General features: G+C 65.1%; 16 protein-coding genes. 1 reads left to right on the top strand and 15 read right to left on the bottom strand.

Annotated elements, in window-relative coordinates; translation table 11 throughout:
• Positions 1-11: 11 nt before the first annotated feature.
• Positions 12-1,925 carry a tetratricopeptide repeat protein gene (locus F7R26_RS19950; RefSeq protein WP_150987497.1) on the bottom strand — a complete coding sequence of 638 codons (1,914 nt, stop codon included), beginning with the start codon at positions 1,923-1,925 and terminating at the stop codon, positions 12-14.
• 1,199 nt (positions 1,926-3,124) lie between these two features.
• On the opposite strand from F7R26_RS19950, the gene F7R26_RS19955 reads away from it, so the two are divergent.
• Entirely contained in the window at positions 3,125-3,547 is a 423-nt protein-coding gene (locus F7R26_RS19955; RefSeq protein WP_150987499.1) for a hypothetical protein, read from the top strand.
• A 134-nt stretch (positions 3,548-3,681) separates the two neighbouring features.
• Here F7R26_RS19955 and F7R26_RS19960 read toward each other — a convergent pair whose 3' ends face one another.
• From F7R26_RS19960 to atpE, 14 genes are all read right to left on the bottom strand, one after another.
• Entirely contained in the window at positions 3,682-4,833 is a 1,152-nt protein-coding gene (locus F7R26_RS19960; RefSeq protein WP_043350739.1) for a branched-chain amino acid ABC transporter substrate-binding protein, read from the bottom strand.
• 145 nt (positions 4,834-4,978) lie between these two features.
• Positions 4,979-8,980, bottom strand: coding sequence for a trifunctional transcriptional regulator/proline dehydrogenase/L-glutamate gamma-semialdehyde dehydrogenase (gene putA, locus F7R26_RS19965; protein WP_150987501.1), 4,002 nt, complete (start codon positions 8,978-8,980; stop codon positions 4,979-4,981).
• 192 nt (positions 8,981-9,172) lie between these two features.
• Positions 9,173-11,464, bottom strand: coding sequence for a primosomal protein N' (locus F7R26_RS19970; protein WP_150987613.1), 2,292 nt, complete (start codon positions 11,462-11,464; stop codon positions 9,173-9,175).
• 586 nt (positions 11,465-12,050) lie between these two features.
• Positions 12,051-13,148 (bottom strand): uroporphyrinogen decarboxylase, encoded by a 1,098-nt coding sequence (gene hemE, locus F7R26_RS19975; protein ID WP_150987502.1) that lies wholly within the window; start codon positions 13,146-13,148, stop codon positions 12,051-12,053.
• A 47-nt stretch (positions 13,149-13,195) separates the two neighbouring features.
• The gene (locus tag F7R26_RS19980; RefSeq protein WP_150987504.1) at positions 13,196-14,152 is read right to left on the bottom strand and encodes an alpha/beta hydrolase; all 957 of its coding nucleotides are present in this window, start codon (positions 14,150-14,152) and stop codon (positions 13,196-13,198) included.
• Between the two features lie 70 nt (positions 14,153-14,222).
• Entirely contained in the window at positions 14,223-14,645 is a 423-nt protein-coding gene (locus tag F7R26_RS19985) for a CoA-binding protein (protein WP_150987615.1), read from the bottom strand.
• 5 nt (positions 14,646-14,650) lie between these two features.
• The gene (locus tag F7R26_RS19990) at positions 14,651-15,655 is read right to left on the bottom strand and encodes an RsiV family protein (protein ID WP_241754375.1); all 1,005 of its coding nucleotides are present in this window, start codon (positions 15,653-15,655) and stop codon (positions 14,651-14,653) included.
• Positions 15,656-16,432: 777 nt separating this feature from the next.
• Positions 16,433-16,849: a F0F1 ATP synthase subunit epsilon gene (locus F7R26_RS19995; RefSeq protein WP_043350759.1), complete on the bottom strand. Its 417-nt coding sequence runs from the start codon at positions 16,847-16,849 to the stop codon at positions 16,433-16,435.
• A gap of 141 nt (positions 16,850-16,990) precedes the next feature.
• Positions 16,991-18,394: a F0F1 ATP synthase subunit beta gene (gene atpD, locus F7R26_RS20000; protein WP_150987508.1), complete on the bottom strand. Its 1,404-nt coding sequence runs from the start codon at positions 18,392-18,394 to the stop codon at positions 16,991-16,993.
• A gap of 33 nt (positions 18,395-18,427) precedes the next feature.
• The gene (atpG, locus tag F7R26_RS20005) at positions 18,428-19,303 is read right to left on the bottom strand and encodes a F0F1 ATP synthase subunit gamma (RefSeq protein ID WP_043350766.1); all 876 of its coding nucleotides are present in this window, start codon (positions 19,301-19,303) and stop codon (positions 18,428-18,430) included.
• Between the two features lie 74 nt (positions 19,304-19,377).
• Entirely contained in the window at positions 19,378-20,919 is a 1,542-nt protein-coding gene (gene atpA, locus F7R26_RS20010) for a F0F1 ATP synthase subunit alpha (protein ID WP_150987510.1), read from the bottom strand.
• A gap of 49 nt (positions 20,920-20,968) precedes the next feature.
• Positions 20,969-21,508: a F0F1 ATP synthase subunit delta gene (locus F7R26_RS20015; protein ID WP_006157248.1), complete on the bottom strand. Its 540-nt coding sequence runs from the start codon at positions 21,506-21,508 to the stop codon at positions 20,969-20,971.
• 2 nt (positions 21,509-21,510) lie between these two features.
• Positions 21,511-21,981: a F0F1 ATP synthase subunit B gene (locus tag F7R26_RS20020; protein ID WP_043350775.1), complete on the bottom strand. Its 471-nt coding sequence runs from the start codon at positions 21,979-21,981 to the stop codon at positions 21,511-21,513.
• A gap of 99 nt (positions 21,982-22,080) precedes the next feature.
• Entirely contained in the window at positions 22,081-22,347 is a 267-nt protein-coding gene (gene atpE, locus F7R26_RS20025; protein ID WP_006157246.1) for a F0F1 ATP synthase subunit C, read from the bottom strand.
• Positions 22,348-22,368: the final 21 nt, after the last annotated feature.

The raw sequence follows: 22,368 nt of genomic DNA on the forward strand, positions 1-22,368 counted from the left end.
GCCCCCGCCGGCTACACGCCCCAGAACTTCCACCCCGGACGCGTCGCCCGCAGGCCGGTTTCCATGCGGGCATAGAGTGAGCGCGTCTTGCCCTGCGCGGCGCCGCTCGCGCGGGCCTTGTCGAAGTAGCCCAGCGCGGTCTCGCGCTGCTCCAGGCCCAGCGCGGCCTCGACGGCGCCAAGATACGCCTCGCCATCCCAGCCTTTGCGCGCGGCAAAGGCGGCCTCGAAGTCCGTCAGCGCTTCGGCGTATTGCTTCTCGCCGTTGCGGATCAGCGCACGCTGCAGGCGCGGGAAGGCCTGGTCCGCAGGATCGTCGGCGGTCAGCGCGATGGCTTGCTCGAACAGTGGCAGCGCGCGCTCCGGCGCGCCCAGGCCACGCCAGACCATGCCGAACTGGTTGCACAGCCATGCGTCCTCGATCAGCAGCGCACGGCGCTGCAGTGCCTCGATCTCGGCCTGCGCGTCGGTGCGGTCGTGCTGGTCCATGCTGTCCATGGCGTTGCGCAGCAGCCCCGCGAAGTGCGCGCGGGCGTGGGCCAGCGCGTGCGCGGTCTGGCTGCGTTCCTCCACCGGCAAGGCGTCGGCGCGCGCATCCATGTGCGCCAGCGCATCACGGGCCGCTGACGTCACTTCCGTGCCGCCAATGGCCTTCCAGGTGCTCATCAGCCGGCTGAAGATCCAGCCCACGTTGGCCGGATCGCGCTCCAGCGGATAGCGGTTGAGCACGTCGCCCGCGACTTCCACGGCTTTGCCGTGCTGGCCGGCCGCCTCGAGGCACTCGAGCAGGTCGATCCAGTGCTCGATGAATTCGCTGACCGCGATGCCCTTCTCGTGCAGCGCGATGCGCTCCGCGCGGTTGCCCTCGCCTTCCAGCCGGGTGGCCAGGTTGTGGCACAGCAACGAGTAGATATGGGGATCGGCGTCGTCGTAGCCGCCCTCGCCGGTGGCGAAGTAGGCTTCGAAGCGCGCCAGGCCCAGGCGATAGGCCTTGATCAGGTGCGGCATCAACGCCGCCTCGGCGGCCGGCACCGCGTCCATGAACTCAGCCAGCGCCACGCCCGCGTTGTAGTAGCCGGTCGCATCCGTCGCGCCCTCGACAAAGGCAAAGCGCAGCCAAGGCTCGGCCTCGCCGGACTGGTGGCGCCATTCGAGCTCGCGCACCTGCGCCTTGGGGTCCGGCGCCTTGCGCTGGTAGGTGGCGAAATCGTCCCAGGCACCATCGAGCTCGCCCGCGCGGTAGCGCAGCGGCGCGCGGATGCGGCGGGCATGCGGGTGGTCTGGCTGGCTGGCCAGCACGATGGCGGCCTGCTCGGCGGCCAGCGCATCGCCCGCAGCCTCGTCGAGCTCCAGCAGGTCAGGGTTGTCCAGGCCGATCCGCGCCAGGCACAGGCGCAGCATCGGCTCGGCCTCGTCGCCGGCGGCCTTCACGTGGGCCAGCGCCTGGCCCAGGATGTCTTCGGCGCCAAGATCCGGCGCGCGATAAAGCAGGTCATACCAATAAGCGCCGGCCGCGGCGAAATTGCCCAGCCGGTAATGCACCAGCCCGGCATGCAGGCGGGCGCTCCACTCGCCGGAGGACAAGCCGTTGCGCAGCGCGGCCTCTTCCAGCCAGGGCAGCGCCTCCTGCAAGCGCTCCATCCCCATCAGCAGCATGCCGTAGCGATGCGCGATCACGCCGCGCGAGGACCAGCGGTGCGCCGGGTGCAGCGGCAGCCCGGGCAGCTTGGCCAGCGCCGCATCGAGCACGGCAAAGGCGGCCTGCGCGTCGCCGCGGTCAAAATGCAGGCGTGCCCGCAGGCAGTCGAAATCCACCACTTGAGGCTGCGCCTGCGAAAGCTGGTCGAGAATGACCAGCGCTTCATCGTAGCGCTCTGCGTTGGCTAGCTCGATGGCGTGGTCGTAGCTGACTTCCTGCACGGACACGGACTGCTCCTTCGGGGTGGATGTGCGAGTGCGGGATTATGCGCCATCGTGGCCCCCTCCTGCTCGTGAGAAAAAGGGGCGATTCCCATCCCAGCCGCAACGCTGGACAACGGCTTTGCCCCAATGTATGCAGAAACGGCAACGCCACCTTCCGGCCAGCCGCCAGAACGAGGATATCTGTCGGGTTTTCGTTGTCGCGGACCAGGTAGACCAGCCGGCACCCGACCTCACGCCGCCTGGAAGCCGCACCTGCACCAAGCAGAAATTTCCTGCCCCAATTTCAGAAAGTGCCGATTGAGGTAACCCGGGCAACTCATCTACTTTGTGCGCATGGCACCGATCCCGCCGCACCAGAGAGGCGTTGAGCTAAAGAAGAAGTAGGAAATGCAGAAAAATATATTAATACGACTCACCGTGGGCGGACTTGCCGTCATTGTGGTGTTAGTCGGAATACGCGCGTTGTCCGCTGAAGACTCGTCCGAACAACCCAACACTCAGACCTTGACGGAACGGCAATCGGTGCTGGGTGCACCTGCCACGCCCCCACGGCAAATGGCTGTCGCGAAGCCGGTGTCGAATCAGGCCGCCCTTGGCGAGAAGGCCGATCTTGAAAGCCTTCAGCGCTATACGCAACGCATTGTCTCGGATGCAAGCCTCACACCGGAGCAAAAATTCGATTGGCTTTGGCGTGACTTCGAGGCCACTCATCTTAGCCCGACAAGTGCCCAGTACTTGTTGGATACGATCAGATTGTTGCCACTTCCGCCCAGTGCCAGAACGGCGTTGCGGATTGAAGCCAGTCTGTACGGGACCGTCCACGCCGAGCAGGTCAAACGCGCTCTGGTCAACTTGATGGCATCGCAATATGAAACCGACCTGGCCTTGTCTGCCGCCGAGCAATCTCGCCTCGGGGCTAATCCTCAGGTCGCAGCCATGCTCGCAAAGGCGGCCCGCTCATCTGACACTGAAATTGCACATCAGGCGGTCATGCAATATGCGCGACTAGGCTTGTTCCCCGATAGCATCCCCATCTTGAACGCCGCTCTGTCAGGCGGCACCATAAGCCGAGCCGAGTACGCGAAGGAACTGGGTTTCCTCCTGCCCTTGATCCAGGAACCCAAGGCTCAGCGCGTCAGGCACTGCAGGCCATTGGGCATGCAGGTGTACCCAGTGGGCTCCTGGCTGAGGATCTTGCCGCTATGGTCCTGTTGCCGCATGCGCTTTCGTCGCTCCACCTGGAGACCCTGCGCCCGCTCCAGGAACTCCTCACGCAAGGCCAGCCGACTTTCGCCAACGACTCCGGCTCGATTGATTTTCTCGATTTAGCTCGCTACAACGACTGGCTATCCGCCACCGCCGCGATCGACGCAAGGCTTTCAGGCGGAGGGGCGGCGGATCACATTGCCACGCTTGTCATGCGAGAGGATGCAGATCCGCGTGGACTTATCGCGATTGTCGCTTCCCCTTTGGCGGAACAGGTGATCCGTATCCTGGCACAGCGCGGACAGATGGAGGCCGCTCAACAACGGCTCGCCGGCCTGGCACAGGGTGTGCCCAATGACATCACCGCACTCCGCATGATCGAAGAGGCTCGAAACCGCATCGCACAAGGACGACCGTGACTTGGCGCCAGGTCGCCCACGTCTTGCCGCCTGACGGCGCATGGCGAATTCGCCTGCCGCAAAACAAAAAACGCCATCCCACTGGGATGGCGTCAGATGCAGGACGCTAATGGTGCCTTGGCGGGCGCAATAGCTTACTTGCCGCCAACCGTCTCCAGCACGGTCCACTTGCCGCCAACCACCTTGTAGACGGTGATGCCGCCGTCCTTCAGGTCGCCGCGCGCGTCGTAGGCCAGGGTCTTGGTGGTCACGCCTTGCATGTTGGTGGCCGCCAGCACCGGCAGGTAGCGCGCCGGATCGGCCGAGCCCGCCTTGATCATGGCGGTCATCAAGGCGGTGGCGCCGTCATAGGCGTACGGCGAGTAGGTCTGTACCTTGCTGCCGAAGCGCTTCTCGTACTTCTTCTCGTAGGCGGTGCCACCGGGCATCTGCTCCAGCGGCAGGCCGGCCAGCGAGACGACCGTGCCCTCGGCGGCAGGGCCGGCCAGCTTGAGGAAGTTGTCGGTCTTCGACATTTCGCCTGACACCACCGGCGACTTCATGCCGAGTTCCTTGACCTGCTTGGCCATCGGCGCGGATTGCGTCTCGGCGCCGCCAAAGAAGATCACGTCCGGGTTGCTGCGCTTGATGTTGGTCAGCACGGCCTTGAAGTCCACCGCCTTGTCGTTGGTGAACTCGCGGCGCACGATCTTGCCGCCGGCGGCCTTGGCGGCCTTCTCGAACTCGTCGGCCAGGCCTTGGCCGTAGGCCGTGCGGTCGTCGACGATGGCGATGTTCTTGGCACCCAGCTTCTTCACCACGAAGGCACCGATCACCGAGCCCTGCTGGGTGTCGGAAGTCATCATGCGGAAGGTGGTCTTGAAGCCCTGGCGGGTGTACTCAGGTGCCGTTGCCATGGCGATCTGGGGAATGCCCGCGCGGTTGTAGACCATCGACGCCGGGATGCTGGTGCCCGAGTTGAAGTGGCCCAGCATGCCCTGGATGCCGTTATCGACCAGCTTTTGCGCGACCACCGAGCCGGTCTTGGGGTCGGCCGCGTCGTCTTCAGAGAGCAGTACGAACTTGACGTCCTTGCCGCCGATCTTGGGCTTGGTCGCGTTCATTTCCTCGATGGCGAGGACAACGCCGTTCTGCATGTCCTTGCCATATTGCGCCTGGCCGCCGGTCATCGGCGCGGCAAAGCCCAGCTTGATTTCCTGCGCCTGGGCGAAGGCGGCCGAGGTGGCGCACAGGCCAGCGACGGACAGGGCGACGGTGAGGGCCGTCTTGTGGAAAGTCGAGTTCATCTGTTCTCCTTGGTAGCTATTCTCGATAGCCTTTGCTGCGTTTTTGGACGCGTCCGGGTGTGGCGCGAAACGCTCCCCGATTTTCAAATACGCGAGGTTTGCGGGATCACCGCTGCCTCGCGTCGCTTCGATCGACGCCCGGCGGTTAGCCGATCGTCATCAAACTCGCATTGCCACCCGCTGCCGCCGTATTGACGGACAGCGAACGCTCGATCAACAAACGCTCGATGGCGATATTTGGTTCACCATGTGCCAGGCCTTGCACCGAAATGATCGGGCCGGGGCGCGTGGCCAGCTGTTCGCACACAGCGCGCAGCTGGTCCGAGTCGCCATGGTGAAGAACGGCGTCGAAGCTGGTGTCGCCGGCCGACCAGTCGGCCACCAGGCTGACGCGCGATTGTACTGCCTTGGGCAGGCGCGCAAACAGGGCCCGGGCCATGGGGCTTTCAACCCACACGGCCTGGCTGCCAGCCGCCAGTACCGCCGCCAGTTGCACGGCCAGGTCGGTCTCTTGCTGGGCCAGGCACAGCACGGCGGCACGTGGCAGCAGCGTGTAGGTGTTGCGCTCGCCGGTGGGGCCGGGCAGCGTGACCGACAGGCCGGCCGCCGAGGCCGCGGCAAAACGCTCGCACGCCGCCGCCAGCCCGGGCAGCGCCGCGCTCTCGTGCTGTGCCCATTCCTTGAGCGTAGCCAGTGCCTCGGTCAGCGTGCGGCGCACCGGGCTGGTCTCGTCGGCGCCGCCGAGGGTGTCTGAGGCGCGCACCACGCGGGCCACGGCGTCCTGCGGGCAGACCGACAACAGGCGGTGCAGGTACAGTGGGCCGCCCGCCTTGGGGCCAGTGCCGGACAGGCCTTCGCCGCCGAAGGGCTGCACGCCCACCACCGCGCCCACGATATTGCGGTTGACGTAGAGATTGCCCACTTCCGCGCGTTCGACGATGTGCTCGATGGTTTCGTCGATGCGGGTGTGAATGCCCATGGTCAGGCCATAGCCGGTGCCGTTGATCTGCGCTAGCAGCGTGTCGAGGCCGGCTCGCGGGTAGCGCACCACGTGCAGCACGGGGCCAAAGACTTCGCGCTGCAGCTCTTCGATGCTGTCGAGCTCGATCAGCGTTGGCGATACAAACGTGCCATTGCGGCAGGCCGCGCTGGCCGCGCCGTTCGGGTCGGCCTGGTGGACGCGGCGGCCCTTGGCGCGCATGGCGTCGATATGGCGCACGATGTTGCCGCGCGCCTCTTCGTCGATGACCGGGCCGACGTCGGTGGACAAGCGGTCCGGGTTGCCCATGGTGAGCTCATCCATGGCGCCCTTGAGCATTTCCAGCACGCGGTCGGCCACTTCTTCCTGCAGGCACAGCACGCGCAGCGCGGAACAGCGCTGGCCGGCCGAGTCGAAGGCGGAGTTGACCACATCGCCAACCACCTGCTCGGCCAGCGCGGAGGAGTCCACGATCATCGCATTCTGGCCGCCAGTCTCGGCGATCAGCGGCACCGGGCGGCCAGCCGCGTCCAGCCGGCCGGCCACGCTGCGTTGCAGCAGGCGCGCCACTTCGGTGGAGCCGGTGAACATCACGCCCTTGACGCGAGCGTCGCCTACCAGCGCGGCACCCACGGTTTCGCCGCGGCCCGGCAACAGCTGCACGGCGCCAGCCGGCACGCCAGCCTCACGCAGCAAGCGCACGGCCTGGGCGGCAATCAGCGGGGTCTGCTCGGCGGGCTTGGCCAGCACGGTGTTGCCGGCGGCCAGCGCGGCCGCGACCTGGCCGGTGAAGATGGCCAGCGGGAAATTCCACGGGCTGATGCAGACCACCGGCCCGAGCGGACGATGGGTATCGTTGGAGAAGGTCTCACGCACTTGCGCGGCGTAATAGCGCAGGAAGTCCACGGCCTCGCGCACTTCGGCGATGGCATTGGAGAAGGTCTTGCCGGCCTCGCGCACGATGATGCCCATCAGGGACTGCATCTGCGCTTCCATCAGTTCCGCGGCGCGCTCCAGCGCGGCGGCGCGCACATCGGCCGGGGTCGCCTGCCAGATCGGCGCGGCGTTCACTGCGGCCTGCAGCGCGGCTTCCACCTCGGCCATGCTGGCTTCGGTGACATGGCCGACCACGTCGCGCAGGTCGGACGGGTTGCGCACGGGTGCCGGCCGATTGGCGTCGTCGCCACCGGCGGTTTCCGTGCCTAGCAGCGGCACGGCGCTGACCGCCTCGCTCGTGCCGGCCAGTAGCGCGGACGACAGCGAGGCCAGGCGATGCTCGTTAGAGAGGTCGATGCCGGCAGAATTGGCGCGCGACTCGCCATACAGCGTGCGTGGCTGCGGAATACGCGGATGCGGCAGGCCAAGCGCGCCCTCATCGGCATGCATCTGCTCGACCACGGCCACCGGGTCGGCCACCAGTTCGTCCAGCGAGATGGTGTCGTCAGCGATCCGGTTGACGAAAGATGTGTTGGCTCCGTTTTCCAGCAGGCGGCGCACGAGGTAAGCCAGCAGCGTCTCATGCGTGCCGACCGGCGCGTAGATCCGGCAAGGGCGGTTGAACTTGCCATCAGCCAGCGGGCCGACCACCTGGTCGTACAGCGGCTCGCCCATGCCGTGCAGGCACTGGAACTCGTACTGGCCGGGGTAGTAGTTGTGGCCAGCGATCTGGTAGATGGCCGCCAGCGTGTGGGCGTTGTGGGTAGCGAACTGCGGGTAGATTACGTCCGGCACCGACAGCAACTTGCGCGCGCAGGCCACGTAGGACACGTCGGTATAGACCTTGCGCGTGTAGACCGGATAGCCCTCCAGCCCGTCCACCTGGGCGCGCTTGATCTCGCTGTCCCAGTACGCGCCCTTGACAAGGCGGATCATCAGGCGGTGACGGCTGCGGCGGGCCAGGTCGATCAGGTAGTCGATCACGAACGGGCAGCGCTTCTGGTAGCCCTGCACCACGAAGCCGATGCCGTTCCAGCCGGCCAGCTCGGGCTCGAAGCACAGGCGCTCCAGCAGGTCGAGCGAGATTTCCAGGCGGTCGGCTTCCTCGGCGTCGATATTGATGCCGATGTCGTACTGGCGGGCCAGCAAGGTCAGCGACTTGAGGCGGCCGTACAGCTCGCTGATGACGCGCTCATGCTGCGCGCGGCTATAGCGCGGATGCAGCGCCGAGAGCTTGATCGAGATGCCGGGGCCTTCATAGATGCCGCGCCCGCGCGAAGCCTGGCCGATGGCGTTGATGGCCTGCACGTAGGAGGCCAGGTAGCGTTGCGCGTCGGCCTCGGTCATGGCCGCTTCGCCCAGCATGTCGTAGGAGTAGCGGAAGCCCTCGGCCTCGTACTTGCGTGCGTTGGCCAGCGCCTCGGAAATGGTCTCGCCGGTGACGAACTGCTCGCCCATCAGGCGCATCGCCATGTCCACGCCCTTGCGGATCAGCGGCTCGCCGCCCTTGCCGATGATGCGGGTCAGCGCCTTGGACAGGCCGGCCTCGGTATGGGTGGCCACCAGCTTGCCGGTGAACAGCAGGCCCCAGGTGGCGGCGTTGACGAACACCGACGGACTCTGGCCCAGGTGCGACTGCCAGTTGGCGCCGCTGATCTTGTCGCGGATCAGCGCGTCGCGGGTGGCCTTGTCGGGAATGCGCAGCAGTGCCTCGGCCAGGCACATCAGCGCCACACCTTCCTGCGAAGACAACGAGAACTCCTGGATCAGGCCCTGCACCAGCCCTTCGCGTCCGGTGCCGACCTTGCGCTCGCGCAACCGCGTGGCCAGGGTTCGGGCCATGGCGAGAGCGGCTTCGGCCTGCTGATGTGGCAGGCGAGCCTGCTCAAGCAGCACCGGCACACACTCGGGCTCCGGGCGGCGATAGCCGGCGGTGATGGCCGCGCGCAGCACCGATTGCGGCTGCACGCTCTGCGCAAACTCGAGGAAAGGCTGTATCGCGCCGTCACCAGCCGCGCCGTCAAAGGCGTCGGCACCATCCGCCGCACCCTCGCCCCCTGTACCGGCGGCGCTGGTCTCATGCGGGATGTTGCCCCGTTCGACCTGCTCCAGGTACGTGAAGATCGCCTGCTTGATCAGCCAGTGCGGTGTGCGGTCGATCGACTGCGCAACACGCTTGAGGCGCTCGCGGGAGGCGTCGTCGAGTTTGACGCCGAGGGTGGTGGTGGCCATGCGCTTGATTCTCCGTAAGACGCGGACGCCCGTTTCCCGGCTGCGGGGAAACCGGCAGATTGGCGCGATCATACTCTCGGGCAAACCAAAGGTGCAACTAGGTACAACCACTCAGATACATCAGGAAAAGTGGTTGCACCGTACCTTGTGCTGCACTGCCCCTGGCGCAACCGGACCCCACTCAGGTTCCACTCAGATGCGCAAGGGATCGATCTCCAACTGCCAGCGCACGCCCTTGGCATCCCCTAGCGCCTCGCCAAAAGTTTGCACCCACTCGCTGATAAACCTTTGCAGTGCAATGCGCGAGGTACTTTCCACCAGCATTTGCGCACGCTCCCGGTTAGCCACCCGCACCATCGACATCGGCACCGGGTCATGGAGTTGCACCTCCGGCGCCATCCGGCACGCATCGGCCCGATTCCGCGCGCTCTGGAGGAAGGCCAACGCACGCTCCAGTTCGGCATGGTCGGCCGTGACAAGCACCTGGTAGGCAAACGGGGGCAACCCGGCCTGGCGGCGCTCGCGCAACTGGGTAGCCGCGAATCCATCATAGTCATGGCGTACCAATGCCTGCAATGCCGATGCATCGGGATAGCGGGTCTGGATCAGCACCTCGCCCGCCAGCCCGGCCCGACCGGCCCGTCCGGCCACCTGCATCAGGGAGGCAAACAAATGCTCGGCCGCGCGAAAATCGTGGCTGAACATGGCGGCGTCCGGATGGACGATGCCGACGAGGGTCACGCGCTGGAAGTCGTGCCCCTTGGCCACCATCTGCGTGCCCACCAGGATGTCGACCTCGCCCGCGTGGACCTCATCGAACATGGCCTGCGCGCTGCCCTTGCGGCGCGTGGAGTCGGCATCGATGCGGGCGATGCGCGCTTGCGGGAAGCGTGCCGCCAAGGCCTCCTCGATGCGCTGGGTGCCTCGACCAAGCGGTGCAACATCCACGTTGCCACAATCCGGGCAATGGTGCGGCACCGGGGATTCCAGCCCGCAATGGTGGCAGCGCAGGCGGCGCTCCGGCCGGTGTAGCACCATATAGGCCGAGCAGCGCGGGCATCCGGAGAGCCAGCCGCAGCTATCGCAGGCCAGCACCGGGGCGTAGCCGCGCCGGTTCAGGAACAGCAGGCTCTGCTCGCCGCGCTGCAGGCGGGCCTCGATGGCGTTGAGCAACGGCACCGACAGCCCCTCATAGAGGGCTCGCTGGCGCTGGCGTTCCTGGTTGATGTCGATCAGCCGCACGGTGGGCAGCGTGGCATCGGTCTGGGCCCGCTCACGCAGCACCAGCTTGCGGTAGGTGCCCTGCTCAGCACGCCACCAGGACTCCATGGACGGCGTGGCGGAGCCCAGCACCACGGCCGCGCCGAGTTGCTTGGCCCGCCATACGGCCAGGTCGCGCGCGGAGTAGCGCAGGCCTTCCTGCTGCTTGTAGGATGTGTCGTGTTCCTCGTCGACCACGATCAGCGCCAGGTGCGGCAGCGAGGCCAGCACCGCCAGCCGCGTGCCCAGCACGATGCGGGCCTCGCCGCGGTGCGCGGCCAGCCATTGCAGCGTGCGCTCCTGGTCGGCCAGGCCGCTATGCAGCACCGCCAGCGGCAGATGCGGAAAGCGCGACGCAATGCGGCCCTGCAGCTGGGGCGTGAGATTGATTTCAGGCACCAGCATCAGCACCTGCGCCTGCGCATCGCGCGCCAGCACCTCGGCCATGGCGTGCAGGTAGACTTCGGTCTTGCCGCTGCCGGTGACGCCGTGGAGCAGGAACGGCGCGAATCCCTTGGCCTGCCCGATGGCTTCCACGGCCACACGCTGCTCTTCGTGCAGCGGTGGCGCGATGGACGGCTCGGCAGCCGAGGGCGCGCCCAGCAAGGGCTGGTCGGTCGGCTCGGAGATCACCCAGCCGGCCTCGGCCCACTCCGCCAGGCGCGAGGGCGCCGCGCTGCATAGCACACGCGCCTCGGCGGCGGATACCGCCCGCCCTTCCCCGGCGGCTGCCACCAGCGCCTGAGCCAGCGCCAGCACGGTGCGGGCGCGCGGCGGCACCGCCGCCAACAGCGCCTCGCCCTGCCCCGGGGCCACGCGGTAGTGTTCGCTGCGGGCACGCAGTGCCAGCCGCGCCCAGCCGTCGGCCTCGCGCAGGGCCGGAGGCAGCGCGGGCAGCATGACTTCGCCAAGGCAGCGGTGGTAATAGCGTGCGGCAAAGCCCGCCAGCGCAATCCAGTGGGCGCCAAGCGGTGGCAGCCAGTCCAGGCGCTGTGCGACAGAACGCAGCTTGTCCGCGGGTACATCGGAGTGCGCGCAACGCGATACCGCTACGCCAACCAGCGTACGGCGGCCGAACGGCACCGTGACCAGTTCGCCGGGCTGGACTTCCGGGCCAGCGAGGTAATCGAAGACATCGTCAGCCGGCGTATCAAGTGCCACCCGCACGACGGCAAGCGGTGCGCCGTCGGTCGGTTCCGCAGCCAGCGCGGCTTGCTCGGGGATCGCCGGTGACGTCACACCGTGCCTCCCGGGCCGATCGCCCAGCGCAGCGGTGGGTACGGTCCAGATTGGGGCGAGCAAGCCCAATGCATGTGCAGACCGAGGCTGAGCCGCTTTCCAGACAAACTCAGTGTGCGCTGCAACATCAACTTAAAGTAACGCTTCAAATGTGCCCCTAAGTCGATGATAGATGGCTGGTTTTCCCGGCCCCGGGCAGCGCCTGTGGATAACTTTGTTGAAAACTCGTCCGGAGTTCCCGGCAAGCCCCGTAAAACAAGGCTCCCACGGGCATTCCAGCTTGTGCGTGGCCAGATGCAATGCCTTGTAAATCAAGGACTTGGCGATATCCCTCAGATGAGTTAGGGACTAACCCGCTCTTGCACTGCGGAAAACCCATTGATGTGCATAAGTCAAGCCTTGACAAGCGCGAACCAGCACCGAAAGGGCGAAATATTGCAAAATAGTTTACTTGACAGCGCTTCGGGCAAGCCTCCCCCGGCACCCGCCCGCCCGGCTGCGGCGCGCGAGGCCATCTCGCTGCGCCGCACAGGCGGCACCCCCGGGTGGGAGGGAAGACGTGCACCAGCTGTCACCTTGCCACGGTACGCAGCTGCCGGCTGTAGCGATGCACCTCGTCCACCAGCACCGTCACATTCTCGGGCGGGGTGAACTGGGAAATGCCGTGGCCAAGGTTGAAGACGTGTCCGTCGCAGCCGCCGCCGGCCGCATAACTGTCGAGCACGCCACGCACCTGCTCGCGAATCGCGGCTTCCGGCGCAAACAGCACATTGGGGTCGATATTGCCCTGCAGCGCCACCTTGCCGCCGGTGCGGCGGCGCGCCTGCGTCAAGTTGACAGTCCAATCCAGGCCGAGCGCATCGGCACCGATCTCGGTGAGCGCCTCCAGCCACAATCCGCCGCCCTTGGTGAACACGATGGCCGGCACCTGCTCGCCGTTGTGCTCGCGCTTCAATCCGGCCAGCACCTTGCGCATATAGGCCAGGGAGAACGTCTGGTACATGCCGTCGGCCAGCGTGCCGCCCCAGGTGTCGAACAGCATCACGGCTTGTGCGCCTGCCTCGATCTGCGCATTCAGGTAGGCCGACACGGCCTGCGCGTTGATCTCCAGGATGCGGTGCATCAGGTCGGGGCGGCTGTACATCATGGCCTTGACCGTGCGGAAATCGGAGGAACCCGCACCCTCGACCATGTAGCAGGCCAGCGTCCAGGGGCTGCCCGAGAAGCCGATCAGCGGCACGCGCTGGCGGCCGTCCTGCACCAGTGCCCGGCGGATCTCGCTGACCGCGTCGAACACGTAGGACAGCGAGGCCATGTCCGGCACCGCCAGCTTCTTGACGTCGCCTTCGGTGCGCAACGGGTGGGCAAAGCGCGGACCCTCGCCTTGCGCAAACGACAGCCCGAGGCCCATGGCATCGGGCACGGTCAGGATGTCGGAGAAGAGAATGGCCGCGTCGAGCGGATAGCGCTCGAGGGGCTGCAGCGTAACTTCCGTGGCGTAGGCCGGGTTCTTGGCCAGGCCGAGGAAGCTGCCGGCGCGAGCACGCGTGGCGTTGTATTCGGGCAGGTACCGCCCCGCCTGACGCATCAGCCACAGCGGGGTGTACTCGGTCGGTTGCCGGCGCAGCGCGCGCAGGAAGGTATCGTTCTGCAATGCGGTCATGGTCATCCTCGTAAGACCGCCATTTTACGGGATGGCCGGCCGCTGCCGGCAGCTTAGATATCCTCCGCCAGTTCCTTGAAGGCCTGCGCGGCGCGGCGCATCCATTCGCGCGCGCGCGGGGCATCGGGCTGCAGGCGGGCAAAGCCGTGCGTCATCCCGCTTGCCTCCAGCGTGATCACCGGCGCGCCGTAGCGCACCAGGTAGTCGGCGTAGGCCAGGCCGTCGTCGCGCAGCACGTCGTGGGCGGCAACCATCACCACGCTGGCCGGGGGCAGGTGCTGTGGCGCGGCGCCCATCAGGTGGATGCGCGTGTCTTCGATGGCGGCGCCGGCGGCAAGGCGCTCGGCGCCGATGAATTCCGTCCAGAACCAGGCCATTTCGTCGCGGGTCAGGCCGGGGCCATCCGCAAAGGCGCGATAGCTTTCGCTGGCCAGGACCGGCGCTGCCACGGGATAGATCAGCAACTGAGCGTCGACCAGGCCGGGGCGCCCGTGCGCATTGGCCCAGCGCGCGGCCTGCGCGGCCAGGTGCCCGCCCGCACTGTCGCCCGCCACGGCCAGGAAGCCCGTGTCCAGGCGCAAGCGGGCGCGTTGCTCGGCGAACCACAGCACCGCCTGCAGCGCATCGTCGCACGGTGCGGGGAACGGATGCTCCGGTGCCAGCCGGTAGTCGACGCTGGCCACCGCGCAGCCGGTGTCGGCGGCGAGCAGCGCCGCCACGCTGTGATGCGTGTCATGCGATCCCACCACCCAGCCGCCGCCATGGAAATAGACGATCAGGCGCGGCTCGGCCACGCCTTCCGGGCGGAACAATCGCGCCGCCAGCGTGCGGCCGGGTAGCGCCAGCTCCATGTCGGTGGACTTGATGCCTTCCGGGTCGGGCACGACCGAGGTCGCCGCGATCTCGGCGAAGCGCGCGCGACGGCCGGCGGCACCGGCCGGCTCGGGCTGCCCGGCGTAGCGTTCGGAGAGCCGGCGGTAGTAGTCGAGAAGCTGGGGATCGATGGCCATGGCTGCTTGGGACTGAATTGAGGCGGGATTGAGGACGGGATTCGGAGCTAGCGTGGCTAGTTTAGCGGGATCAGGCTGCCTGGCGCATCAGCTCGATCTTGCTGCAGCGGTCCTGCACCGCCAGCAACCCGGCGGCGGTGGCCCGGGCAAACGCCTCATCATTGACGATGCCGAGCTGCAGCCAGACGCCGCGGGCGCCGATCGCGATGGCATCCTCGACCACTGGCGGCACATCGGCGGCGCGCCGGAAGATATCGACCCAGTCAATGTGCTGCCCGGACTTGGCCAAGGCCGCGGCGGCATCGGCCAGGCTGGCGTAGCAGGTCTCGCCCAGGATGCGCTCGCCCGCATGGCGCGGATTGACGGGAACAATGCAATAGCCATGGCGCTGCAGGTAGGCGGCCACTTCATGGCTAGGCCGGTCCGGGTGTCCGGACAGGCCGGCCACGGCTACCGTCTTCATCGCCAGCATGCCGCGAATGGCTGTCTGCATCTCGCTCACGTCGATTCCTTCTCAAAGGGTTCCGGGGACTTGTCGCGGCCAGTACCAACCGGGCGGGCACAACTGCCCAGCCGCGCGAACGGCACCGCTACCTGGTAGGCGCCCTGCGCAAATGGGCCGACCGCGTAGGGGGCATAGTGCAACACCACGCCACCGCGGTACAGGGTAAACGGGACGCGCGATTCCTGCAGCGCTTGTGCGTCAAGCAAGCCACGTGCGGGCTCGGCTGCGCCCTGCCGCTTCAGTGCCGCTTGTAGCTCGTCATTGAGTTTTTGCAGGCAAGCCTCGCCGGGCTGCAAGAGATCGGCCAGCCCGACCCGGCGATAGACCGGCTGGGCAGTTGGCGCGGATGCCACCGCACCCGCCGGGCCATGACGCCGCCACGTGCCACTCACGAAGTCGAGGCTGCCATGCGCGCCACCGCTGTAGCGCCAGGTGGTGCGCAGCAGGCCGACGTTGCCGGCATCCAGCCGCATTACCTCGATCGCGCTGCGGCACTCCTGTTCGCCTTGGCCGCAGGCGCTGGTACGCAGTGACGTAATGAGGGCATCCACGTTCGGGCGGCCGGTTTCGGGATAGCGTTCGGTGAGACGTGCGCCAGCCACATTCACGGTGCGCTCGCGATAGATTGCCTTGCGCGTGAGGGTCAATGCCTGGCGGCGGGTACCGTCGGTATTCATCCATTCCCCACTGACACTCAACCCATCGGAGGAGACGGTGCCCTCGAAACGTGCACCATCGCGGGCTTCGGGATACTCAACAGGCGCCTGGCCGGTGGCGCGCTCGCGCACGCTCAGCCGTCCGTCGGATGTCAATTGGCCATCGAGTTGACGCGGCGCGCTGGCAAGCATTGAATCGTAACGGGCCGTGCCATCGATCCCGCCCGTGCCCGCACGCGGAAATATCGTCAGCGATACCTGTATGCGGCCGTCGAGCTCGCCTTGCCAGAGCGCACCGGCGGGGGCTTGCGGCTCAGCCGCGCCAGCGTGTCCAACCGCCATGAAAGACGCGGTCAGCAACGCCGCCAGCCTATGCTGGACAAGGCCTCTCGCGATATTTGCGGGGGCCTGGGCAAGGCTGTAAAAAGGGGAAAAGGAGAAGGAAAGCGGCATGGCAGTGGAGCGCCGGACCGCATGGCGGATGGCAGGATCAGCGAAAGCTATCGGACCCGCGCCGCGTGGTGATGTTCCCGCCGCCTGACAGCGAGTGCGATGGCACGTGGTCTAGCATGCCCATTTATGCCTATTTAGACGCTTATTTGGTTACCGCGCTTTCAACTTCTTGCAAACCGATACATTTTGTTACTGCCATCCCCAAAAGTTTCCCCCACAATGCTTCAACACAATCAGTTTTTGTGAAAGGCGGTCCCTCCCCCAAACAGAAAGGGAGGGCGTCATGGAAGAAAGCCTAAGGAAGCATTCCCACCCAGATTGACCGGATCGCAGGCGATGCCTGTGATCGGTGTACCAGGTTGAGATGATGTTGGCGCTTGCCGGTTCCGGCTGGTTGGATCGTCTGAATGCGATCAATACCGCCTGACCGAGTGCTGGACCACCAAGATTGTGGTTGGCGCCTGTTGGTTGACCTGGACCTTACCCGTTCCTTCGAATTGACCCCTCGAAGGGATTTTCCCGTCCGCGCGGAGCCTCCCCGGCCCGCGCGCTTTTTTTTGTCCTGAGCCGACAGAATAGTCGTTGGCATGAAAAAAAGGCAGCCTCGCAGCTGCCTTTTTTTTCACCGCCGCCAAAAAAACAACAGCTGCGGCGGCCCTGCTTTTCTTACCGTTTCCGGCGCAGGCGCGCGATGGCAGCCAGCTGTGCTGCTGCCACGGCAAGCTCGCTCTGGGCACGTGCCAGGTCGAGATCGCTGCTCTGGTTCTGCATCAGCTCCTCGGCGGCGCGCTTGGCTTCCTGCGCCTTGGCTTCGTCGAGATCGCTGCCGCGGATAGCGGTGTCTGCCAGCACGGTGACGTGCTTGGGCTGGACTTCGAGAATCCCGCCGGCCACGAACACGAACTCTTCGCTACCGTCTTCCTTCTCGATGCGCACCGCGCCCGGCTGGATACGCGTAATCAGCGGCGTATGGCCCGGCAGGATACCCAACTCGCCCGACTCGCCCGGCAGTGCCACGAACTTCGCCTGACCGGAGAAGATCGACGATTCGGCGCTGACGACGTCTACAAGAATGGTTGCCATGTGAATTCCTTTAGTCCCTGAAAGCTTCGGCTTCCCGTTGCCAGGAAGCAAGTATTTCGCTGCCGGGCAGAGCGCGGCCGCCCCGGACATTGCTGTCCGTGGCTAGGCCGCCACTACGGCGCTGGCAGCGAAAGACGCCGCTTACTGGAGCTTCTTGGCCTTCTCGAAGGCTTCGTCGATCGAGCCGACCATGTAGAACGCTTGCTCGGGCAGGTGATCGCACTCGCCGTCGACCAGCATCTTGAAGCCGCGGATGGTTTCCTTCAGCGTGACGTACTTGCCCGGCGAACCCGTGAACACTTCCGCAACGTGGAAGGGCTGCGACAGGAAACGCTGGATCTTACGAGCGCGCGACACCGACTGCTTGTCTTCCGGCGACAGTTCGTCCATGCCCAGAATCGCGATAATGTCACGCAGTTCCTTGTAGCGTTGCAGCGTTTGCTGCACGCGACGGGCCACGTCATAGTGCTCTTGACCCACGACTTGCGGGTCCAGCTGACGCGAGGTCGAGTCGAGCGGATCGACTGCCGGGTAGATACCCAGCGCGGCGATGTCACGCGACAGCACGACGGTCGAGTCCAAGTGCAGGAAGGTGGTAGCAGGCGACGGGTCGGTCAAGTCATCCGCAGGCACATACACGGCCTGGATCGATGTGATCGAGCCAGTCTTGGTCGAGGTGATGCGCTCTTGCAGCTTGCCCATTTCCTCGGCCAGCGTCGGCTGGTAACCCACTGCGGAAGGCATACGGCCCAGCAGTGCGGACACTTCGGTACCGGCCAGCGTGTAGCGGTAGATGTTGTCGACGAAGAACAGGATGTCACGGCCTTCGTCGCGGAACTTCTCGGCCATGGTCAGGCCGGACAGTGCCACGCGCAGACGGTTGCCCGGCGGCTCGTTCATCTGGCCGAACACCATGGCCACCTTGTCGAGAACGTTCGAGTCCTTCATTTCGTGGTAGAAGTCGTTCCCTTCACGGGTACGCTCGCCCACGCCGGCGAACACCGACAAACCGCTGTGCTGCTTGGCGATGTTGTTGATGAGCTCCATCATGTTCACGGTCTTGCCGACGCCGGCGCCACCGAACAGACCCACCTTGCCGCCCTTTGCGAACGGGCACACCAGGTCGATCACCTTGATGCCAGTTTCGAGCAGGTCAACCGAAGGCGACAGTTCGTCGAACTTCGGGGCCTTCTGGTGGATCGAGCGCAGCTCGTCCGAGGCGATCGGGCCGGCTTCGTCGATGGGACGACCCAGCACGTCCATGATGCGGCCCAGCGTGCCGTGACCAACGGGCACCGAGATCGGGGCGCCAGTGCCCTTCACTGCCATGCCGCGGCGCAGGCCGTCCGACGAGCCGAGGGCAATGGTACGCACCACGCCGTCACCCAGCTGTTGCTGCACTTCGAAGGTCAGGCCCTTCTCGGCGAACGAGGCTTCGTTGCTGTCTTCCAGCACGAGCGCTTCGTAGACCTTAGGCAGCGCGTCGCGGGGGAACTCGATGTCCACCACGGCGCCAATACACTGCACAATATTTCCGATACTCATTTCGTATCTCCGATAGCTTGAATACTTGACGCCTTAGACGGCTGCGGCACCGCTGACGATTTCCGACAGTTCCTTGGTAATCGCTGCCTGACGGGTCTTGTTGTAGACCAGTTGCAGTTCGCCGATCACGTTCTTGGCATTGTCGGATGCCGCCTTCATGGCCACCATGCGCGCCGATTGCTCGGACGCCATGTTTTCGGCCACGGCCTGGTACACCAGCGCTTCGACGTAGCGGACCAACAGTTCTTCCACTACGGTCTGTGCGTCGGGCTCGTAGATGTAATCCCACGAGTAGGCGCGCTTTTCATCTTCGGTCTGGGCAAACTTGTCGGCGGGGAGCGGCAGCAGCTGCTCCACCATCGGCTCCTGCTTCATCGTATTGATGAACTTGGTGTAAGCCAGGTACACAGCATCGATTTCACCATTGGTGAAGGCGTCGAGCTGGACCTTGATGGCACCGATCAGTTTTTCCAGATGCGGGGTGTCACCGAGGTGCACCACGTGCGAGAGCACCTTGGCGCCGATGCGGCCCATGAACTGCAAGCCCTTGGAACCAATGGCGGTGCTCTGCACCTCCACGCCGCGGCTTTGCAGCTCACGCAGCTCATTGGTTACCGCACGCAGCACGTTCGTGTTCATGCCGCCGCACAGCCCCTTGTCCGTCGTTACCACGATCATGCCGGCGCGCTTGATGTCGCGTGCCACCATGAAGGGGTGCTTGAACTCGGGGTTGGCCGCAGCCAGGTGCGCCGCGATATTGCGCACTTTCTCAGCATAGGGACGGGCGTTGCGCATCCGTTCCTGCGCCTTGCGCATCTTGGACGCGGCGACCATCTCCATCGCCTTGGTGATCTTGCGCGTGTTTTGCACGCTCTTGATCTTGGTTCGAATTTCTTTCGTTCCGGCCATATCTTCCTCTCCATTCGTGCCGCACCGGCACCGTCATGGCAACGGTGCCGGCGCAGTTTCGTGGAATTGCGCGGTTAGAACGCGGCGGACTTCTTGAAATCCTCGATCGCGGCACGCAGGGTGGCTTCGTCTTCCTTCGACAGATCCTTGGAATCTTCGATGCGGTTGACGAGGTCGGCGTACTTGGTCTTCAGATGGTCGTGCAGGCCCTTCTCGAACGGGAGAATGTCCTTCACTTCCACGTTGTCGAGGAAGCCGTTGTTGGCTGCGTACAGCGACGCGGCCAGCTGCCACACCTGCAGCGGCAGGTATTGAGCCTGCTTGAGCAGTTCCGTCACGCGGCGGCCGCGCTCCAGCTGCTTGCGGGTGGCATCGTCCAGGTCGGAAGCGAACTGCGCGAACGCAGCCAGTTCACGGTACTGGGCCAGGTCGGTACGGATACCGCCGGACAGCTTCTTGACGACCTTGGTCTGGGCGGCACCACCAACGCGCGACACCGAGATACCGGCGTTGATTGCGGGGCGCACACCTGCGTTGAACAGGTCGGTTTCCAGGAAGATCTGGCCGTCGGTGATCGAGATCACGTTGGTCGGCACGAAAGCGGACACGTCGCCAGCTTGCGTTTCGATCACGGGCAGCGCGGTCAGCGAGCCGGTCTTGCCGGTCACTGCGCCCTTGGTGAACTTCTCGACGTAGTCGGCGTTCACGCGGGCTGCGCGCTCGAGCAGACGCGAGTGCAGGTAGAACACGTCGCCAGGGTAAGCTTCGCGGCCCGGCGGGCGGCGCAGCAGCAGCGACACCTGGCGGTAGGCCCAGGCTTGCTTGGTCAGGTCGTCATAAACGATCAGCGCGTCTTCGCCGCGGTCGCGGAAGTACTCGCCCATCGTGCAACCAGCGTAGGCAGCCAGGTACTGCATGGCGGCGGAGTCCGAAGCCGTAGCAGCAACGACGATGGTGTATTCCATCGCGCCCAGTTCTTCGAGCTTGCGCACCACGTTGTTCACGGTCGAAGCCTTCTGACCGATTGCGACGTAGACGCAGAAAACGCCCTTGCCCTTCTGGTTGATGATCGCGTCGACAGCAACGGCGGTCTTGCCGGTCTGGCGGTCGCCAATGATCAGCTCGCGCTGGCCACGGCCAATCGGCACCATCGCGTCGATCGACTTCAGGCCGGTCTGCACCGGCTGGCTGACCGACTGACGTGCGATCACGCCAGGGGCAACCTTTTCGATCACATCGGTTTCTTTGGCGTTGATCGGGCCTTTGCCATCGATCGGCTGACCCAGCGTGTTGACCACGCGGCCCAGCAGTTCCTTGCCAACCGGCACTTCCAGAATGCGGCCGGTGCACTTGACCGGGTCGCCTTCGGAAATGTGTTCGTAGTCGCCCAGCACCACGGCGCCGACAGAGTCGCGCTCGAGGTTCAGTGCCAGACCGAACGTGTTACCGGGGAATTCCAGCATCTCGCCCTGCATCACGCCAGACAGGCCGTGCACGCGGCAGATACCATCGGTCACGGAAATCACCGTGCCGGTGTTGCGCACTTCAGCGTCGGCGCCAAGACCCGAGATGCGGGACTTGATCAGCTCGCTGATTTCTGAGGGGTTCAGTTGCATCACAATGCTCCTAATTCTTCAATCCGTCGGCTGGTGCGCTTCTCGCGCATCATGCGGTCAGCGCCACTTGCATTGCTGCCAGGCGCGCACGCACGGAGGTGTCGAGCACTTCGTCGCCGACCTTGACGCGCACGCCGCCAATCAGCGACGGGTCCACCGCAACCGAGGGCTGCAGCTTGCGGCCGAACTTGCGTTCGAGCGCGGCGACGAGGTCGGTCAGGCTTGCGCCCTCAAGGGGGAAGGCACTCGTGATCTCGACATCAGCCGACCCTTCACGGTCGTTCTTGAGCGCATGGAACTGCTCGGCGATTTCCGGCAATACCGACAGGCGGTGGTTATCCACCAGCAGGCTGACGAAGCGCTTGGCTTCGTCGTTGACCGGAGACTTCAGGGCCGACAGGAACAGTGCGCTCAGCTTGTCGCCGTGCACGTTCGGATCGCCAGCCACCGCCTTCATGTCGGGATTGGCGGCAACTTGCCCCATTTCCGACACCAGCTCGGACCATGCATCCAGATTGCCGCTCGATTCGGTCGCGACGCGGAACAGCGCCTCGGCGTAGGGACGGGCAATGGTTGCGGTTTCAGCCATGATTAGAGCTCAGCCTTGAGTTGATTGAGCAGATCCGCGTGGACCTGCGCGTTCACTTCGCGCTTGAGGATCTGCTCGGCACCCTTGACGGCCAGCACGGCGACCTGGTCGCGCAATTGCTCGCGCGCGCGGGTAACTTGCTGTTCGGCTTCGGCCTTGGCCTGGGCAATGATGCGTGCGGCTTCTGCCTGGGCGTTTTGCTTGATCTCGTCAGCGGTCAGCTGAGCGCGCTTCTCGGCGTCAGCGACGCGTTGAGCGCCTTCGGTGCGGGCTTCGGCCAGGGCCTGGTCCACACGCTTGTTGGCGAGTTCGAGCTCAGCCTTGCCTTTTTCAGCGGCGGCGAGGCCATCGGCGATCTTCTTTGCGCGTTCGTCGAGCGCCTTCACCAGCGGCGGCCAAATGAATTTGGCAACTACCCACCACAGGATGAAGAACACGACCATCTGCGCAAAAAACGTTGCGTTCAGATTCATGGTGTGTTCCTTTCGGTAATCAAACTACAGATAAATGCGCAAGGGCGGCCAGGCTAAGTGGCCCGCGCCGCCCGTCAGCATCATGCAGACCGAAAAGAATTACTTGATGACAGCCAGCAGCGGGTTGGCGAATGCGAACAGCATTGCAACGCCCACGCCGATCAGGAATGCCGCGTCGATCAGGCCAGCCAGCAGGAACATCTTGGTTTGCAGCGGGTTCATCAGTTCAGGCTGACGTGCGCACGCTTCGATGTACTTGCCACCCATCAGGGCGATACCCAGGCAGGCGCCGATTGCGCCCAGACCGATGATGATGCCGATACCGATGGCGGTCAGACCCTGGATGTTGGCGAGATATGCTTGCATGACTACTCCTTTAATTGAGAA

Source organism: Cupriavidus basilensis, from assembly GCF_008801925.2.
Classification (GTDB): domain Bacteria; phylum Pseudomonadota; class Gammaproteobacteria; order Burkholderiales; family Burkholderiaceae; genus Cupriavidus; species Cupriavidus basilensis.

Excerpts from the sequence above, each read along its gene's own strand:
- F7R26_RS19990 (WP_241754375.1), bottom strand. The coding sequence starts at position 15,655 with ATGGCGGTTGGACACGCTGGCGCGGCTGAGCCGCAAGCCCCCGCCGGT.
- atpD (WP_150987508.1), bottom strand. The coding sequence starts at position 18,394 with ATGAGTATCGGAAATATTGTGCAGTGTATTGGCGCCGTGGTGGACATC.
- atpG (WP_043350766.1), bottom strand. The coding sequence starts at position 19,303 with ATGGCCGGAACGAAAGAAATTCGAACCAAGATCAAGAGCGTGCAAAAC.
- F7R26_RS19955 (WP_150987499.1), top strand. The coding sequence starts at position 3,125 with ATGGTCCTGTTGCCGCATGCGCTTTCGTCGCTCCACCTGGAGACCCTG.
- F7R26_RS20015 (WP_006157248.1), bottom strand. The coding sequence starts at position 21,508 with ATGGCTGAAACCGCAACCATTGCCCGTCCCTACGCCGAGGCGCTGTTC.
- putA (WP_150987501.1), bottom strand. The coding sequence starts at position 8,980 with ATGGCCACCACCACCCTCGGCGTCAAACTCGACGACGCCTCCCGCGAG.
- F7R26_RS19960 (WP_043350739.1), bottom strand. The coding sequence starts at position 4,833 with ATGAACTCGACTTTCCACAAGACGGCCCTCACCGTCGCCCTGTCCGTC.
- F7R26_RS20020 (WP_043350775.1), bottom strand. The coding sequence starts at position 21,981 with ATGAATCTGAACGCAACGTTTTTTGCGCAGATGGTCGTGTTCTTCATC.
- hemE (WP_150987502.1), bottom strand. The coding sequence starts at position 13,148 with ATGACCATGACCGCATTGCAGAACGATACCTTCCTGCGCGCGCTGCGC.
- F7R26_RS19980 (WP_150987504.1), bottom strand. The coding sequence starts at position 14,152 with ATGGCCATCGATCCCCAGCTTCTCGACTACTACCGCCGGCTCTCCGAA.
- F7R26_RS19995 (WP_043350759.1), bottom strand. The coding sequence starts at position 16,849 with ATGGCAACCATTCTTGTAGACGTCGTCAGCGCCGAATCGTCGATCTTC.
- atpA (WP_150987510.1), bottom strand. The coding sequence starts at position 20,919 with ATGCAACTGAACCCCTCAGAAATCAGCGAGCTGATCAAGTCCCGCATC.
- atpE (WP_006157246.1), bottom strand. The coding sequence starts at position 22,347 with ATGCAAGCATATCTCGCCAACATCCAGGGTCTGACCGCCATCGGTATC.
- F7R26_RS19985 (WP_150987615.1), bottom strand. The coding sequence starts at position 14,645 with ATGCAGACAGCCATTCGCGGCATGCTGGCGATGAAGACGGTAGCCGTG.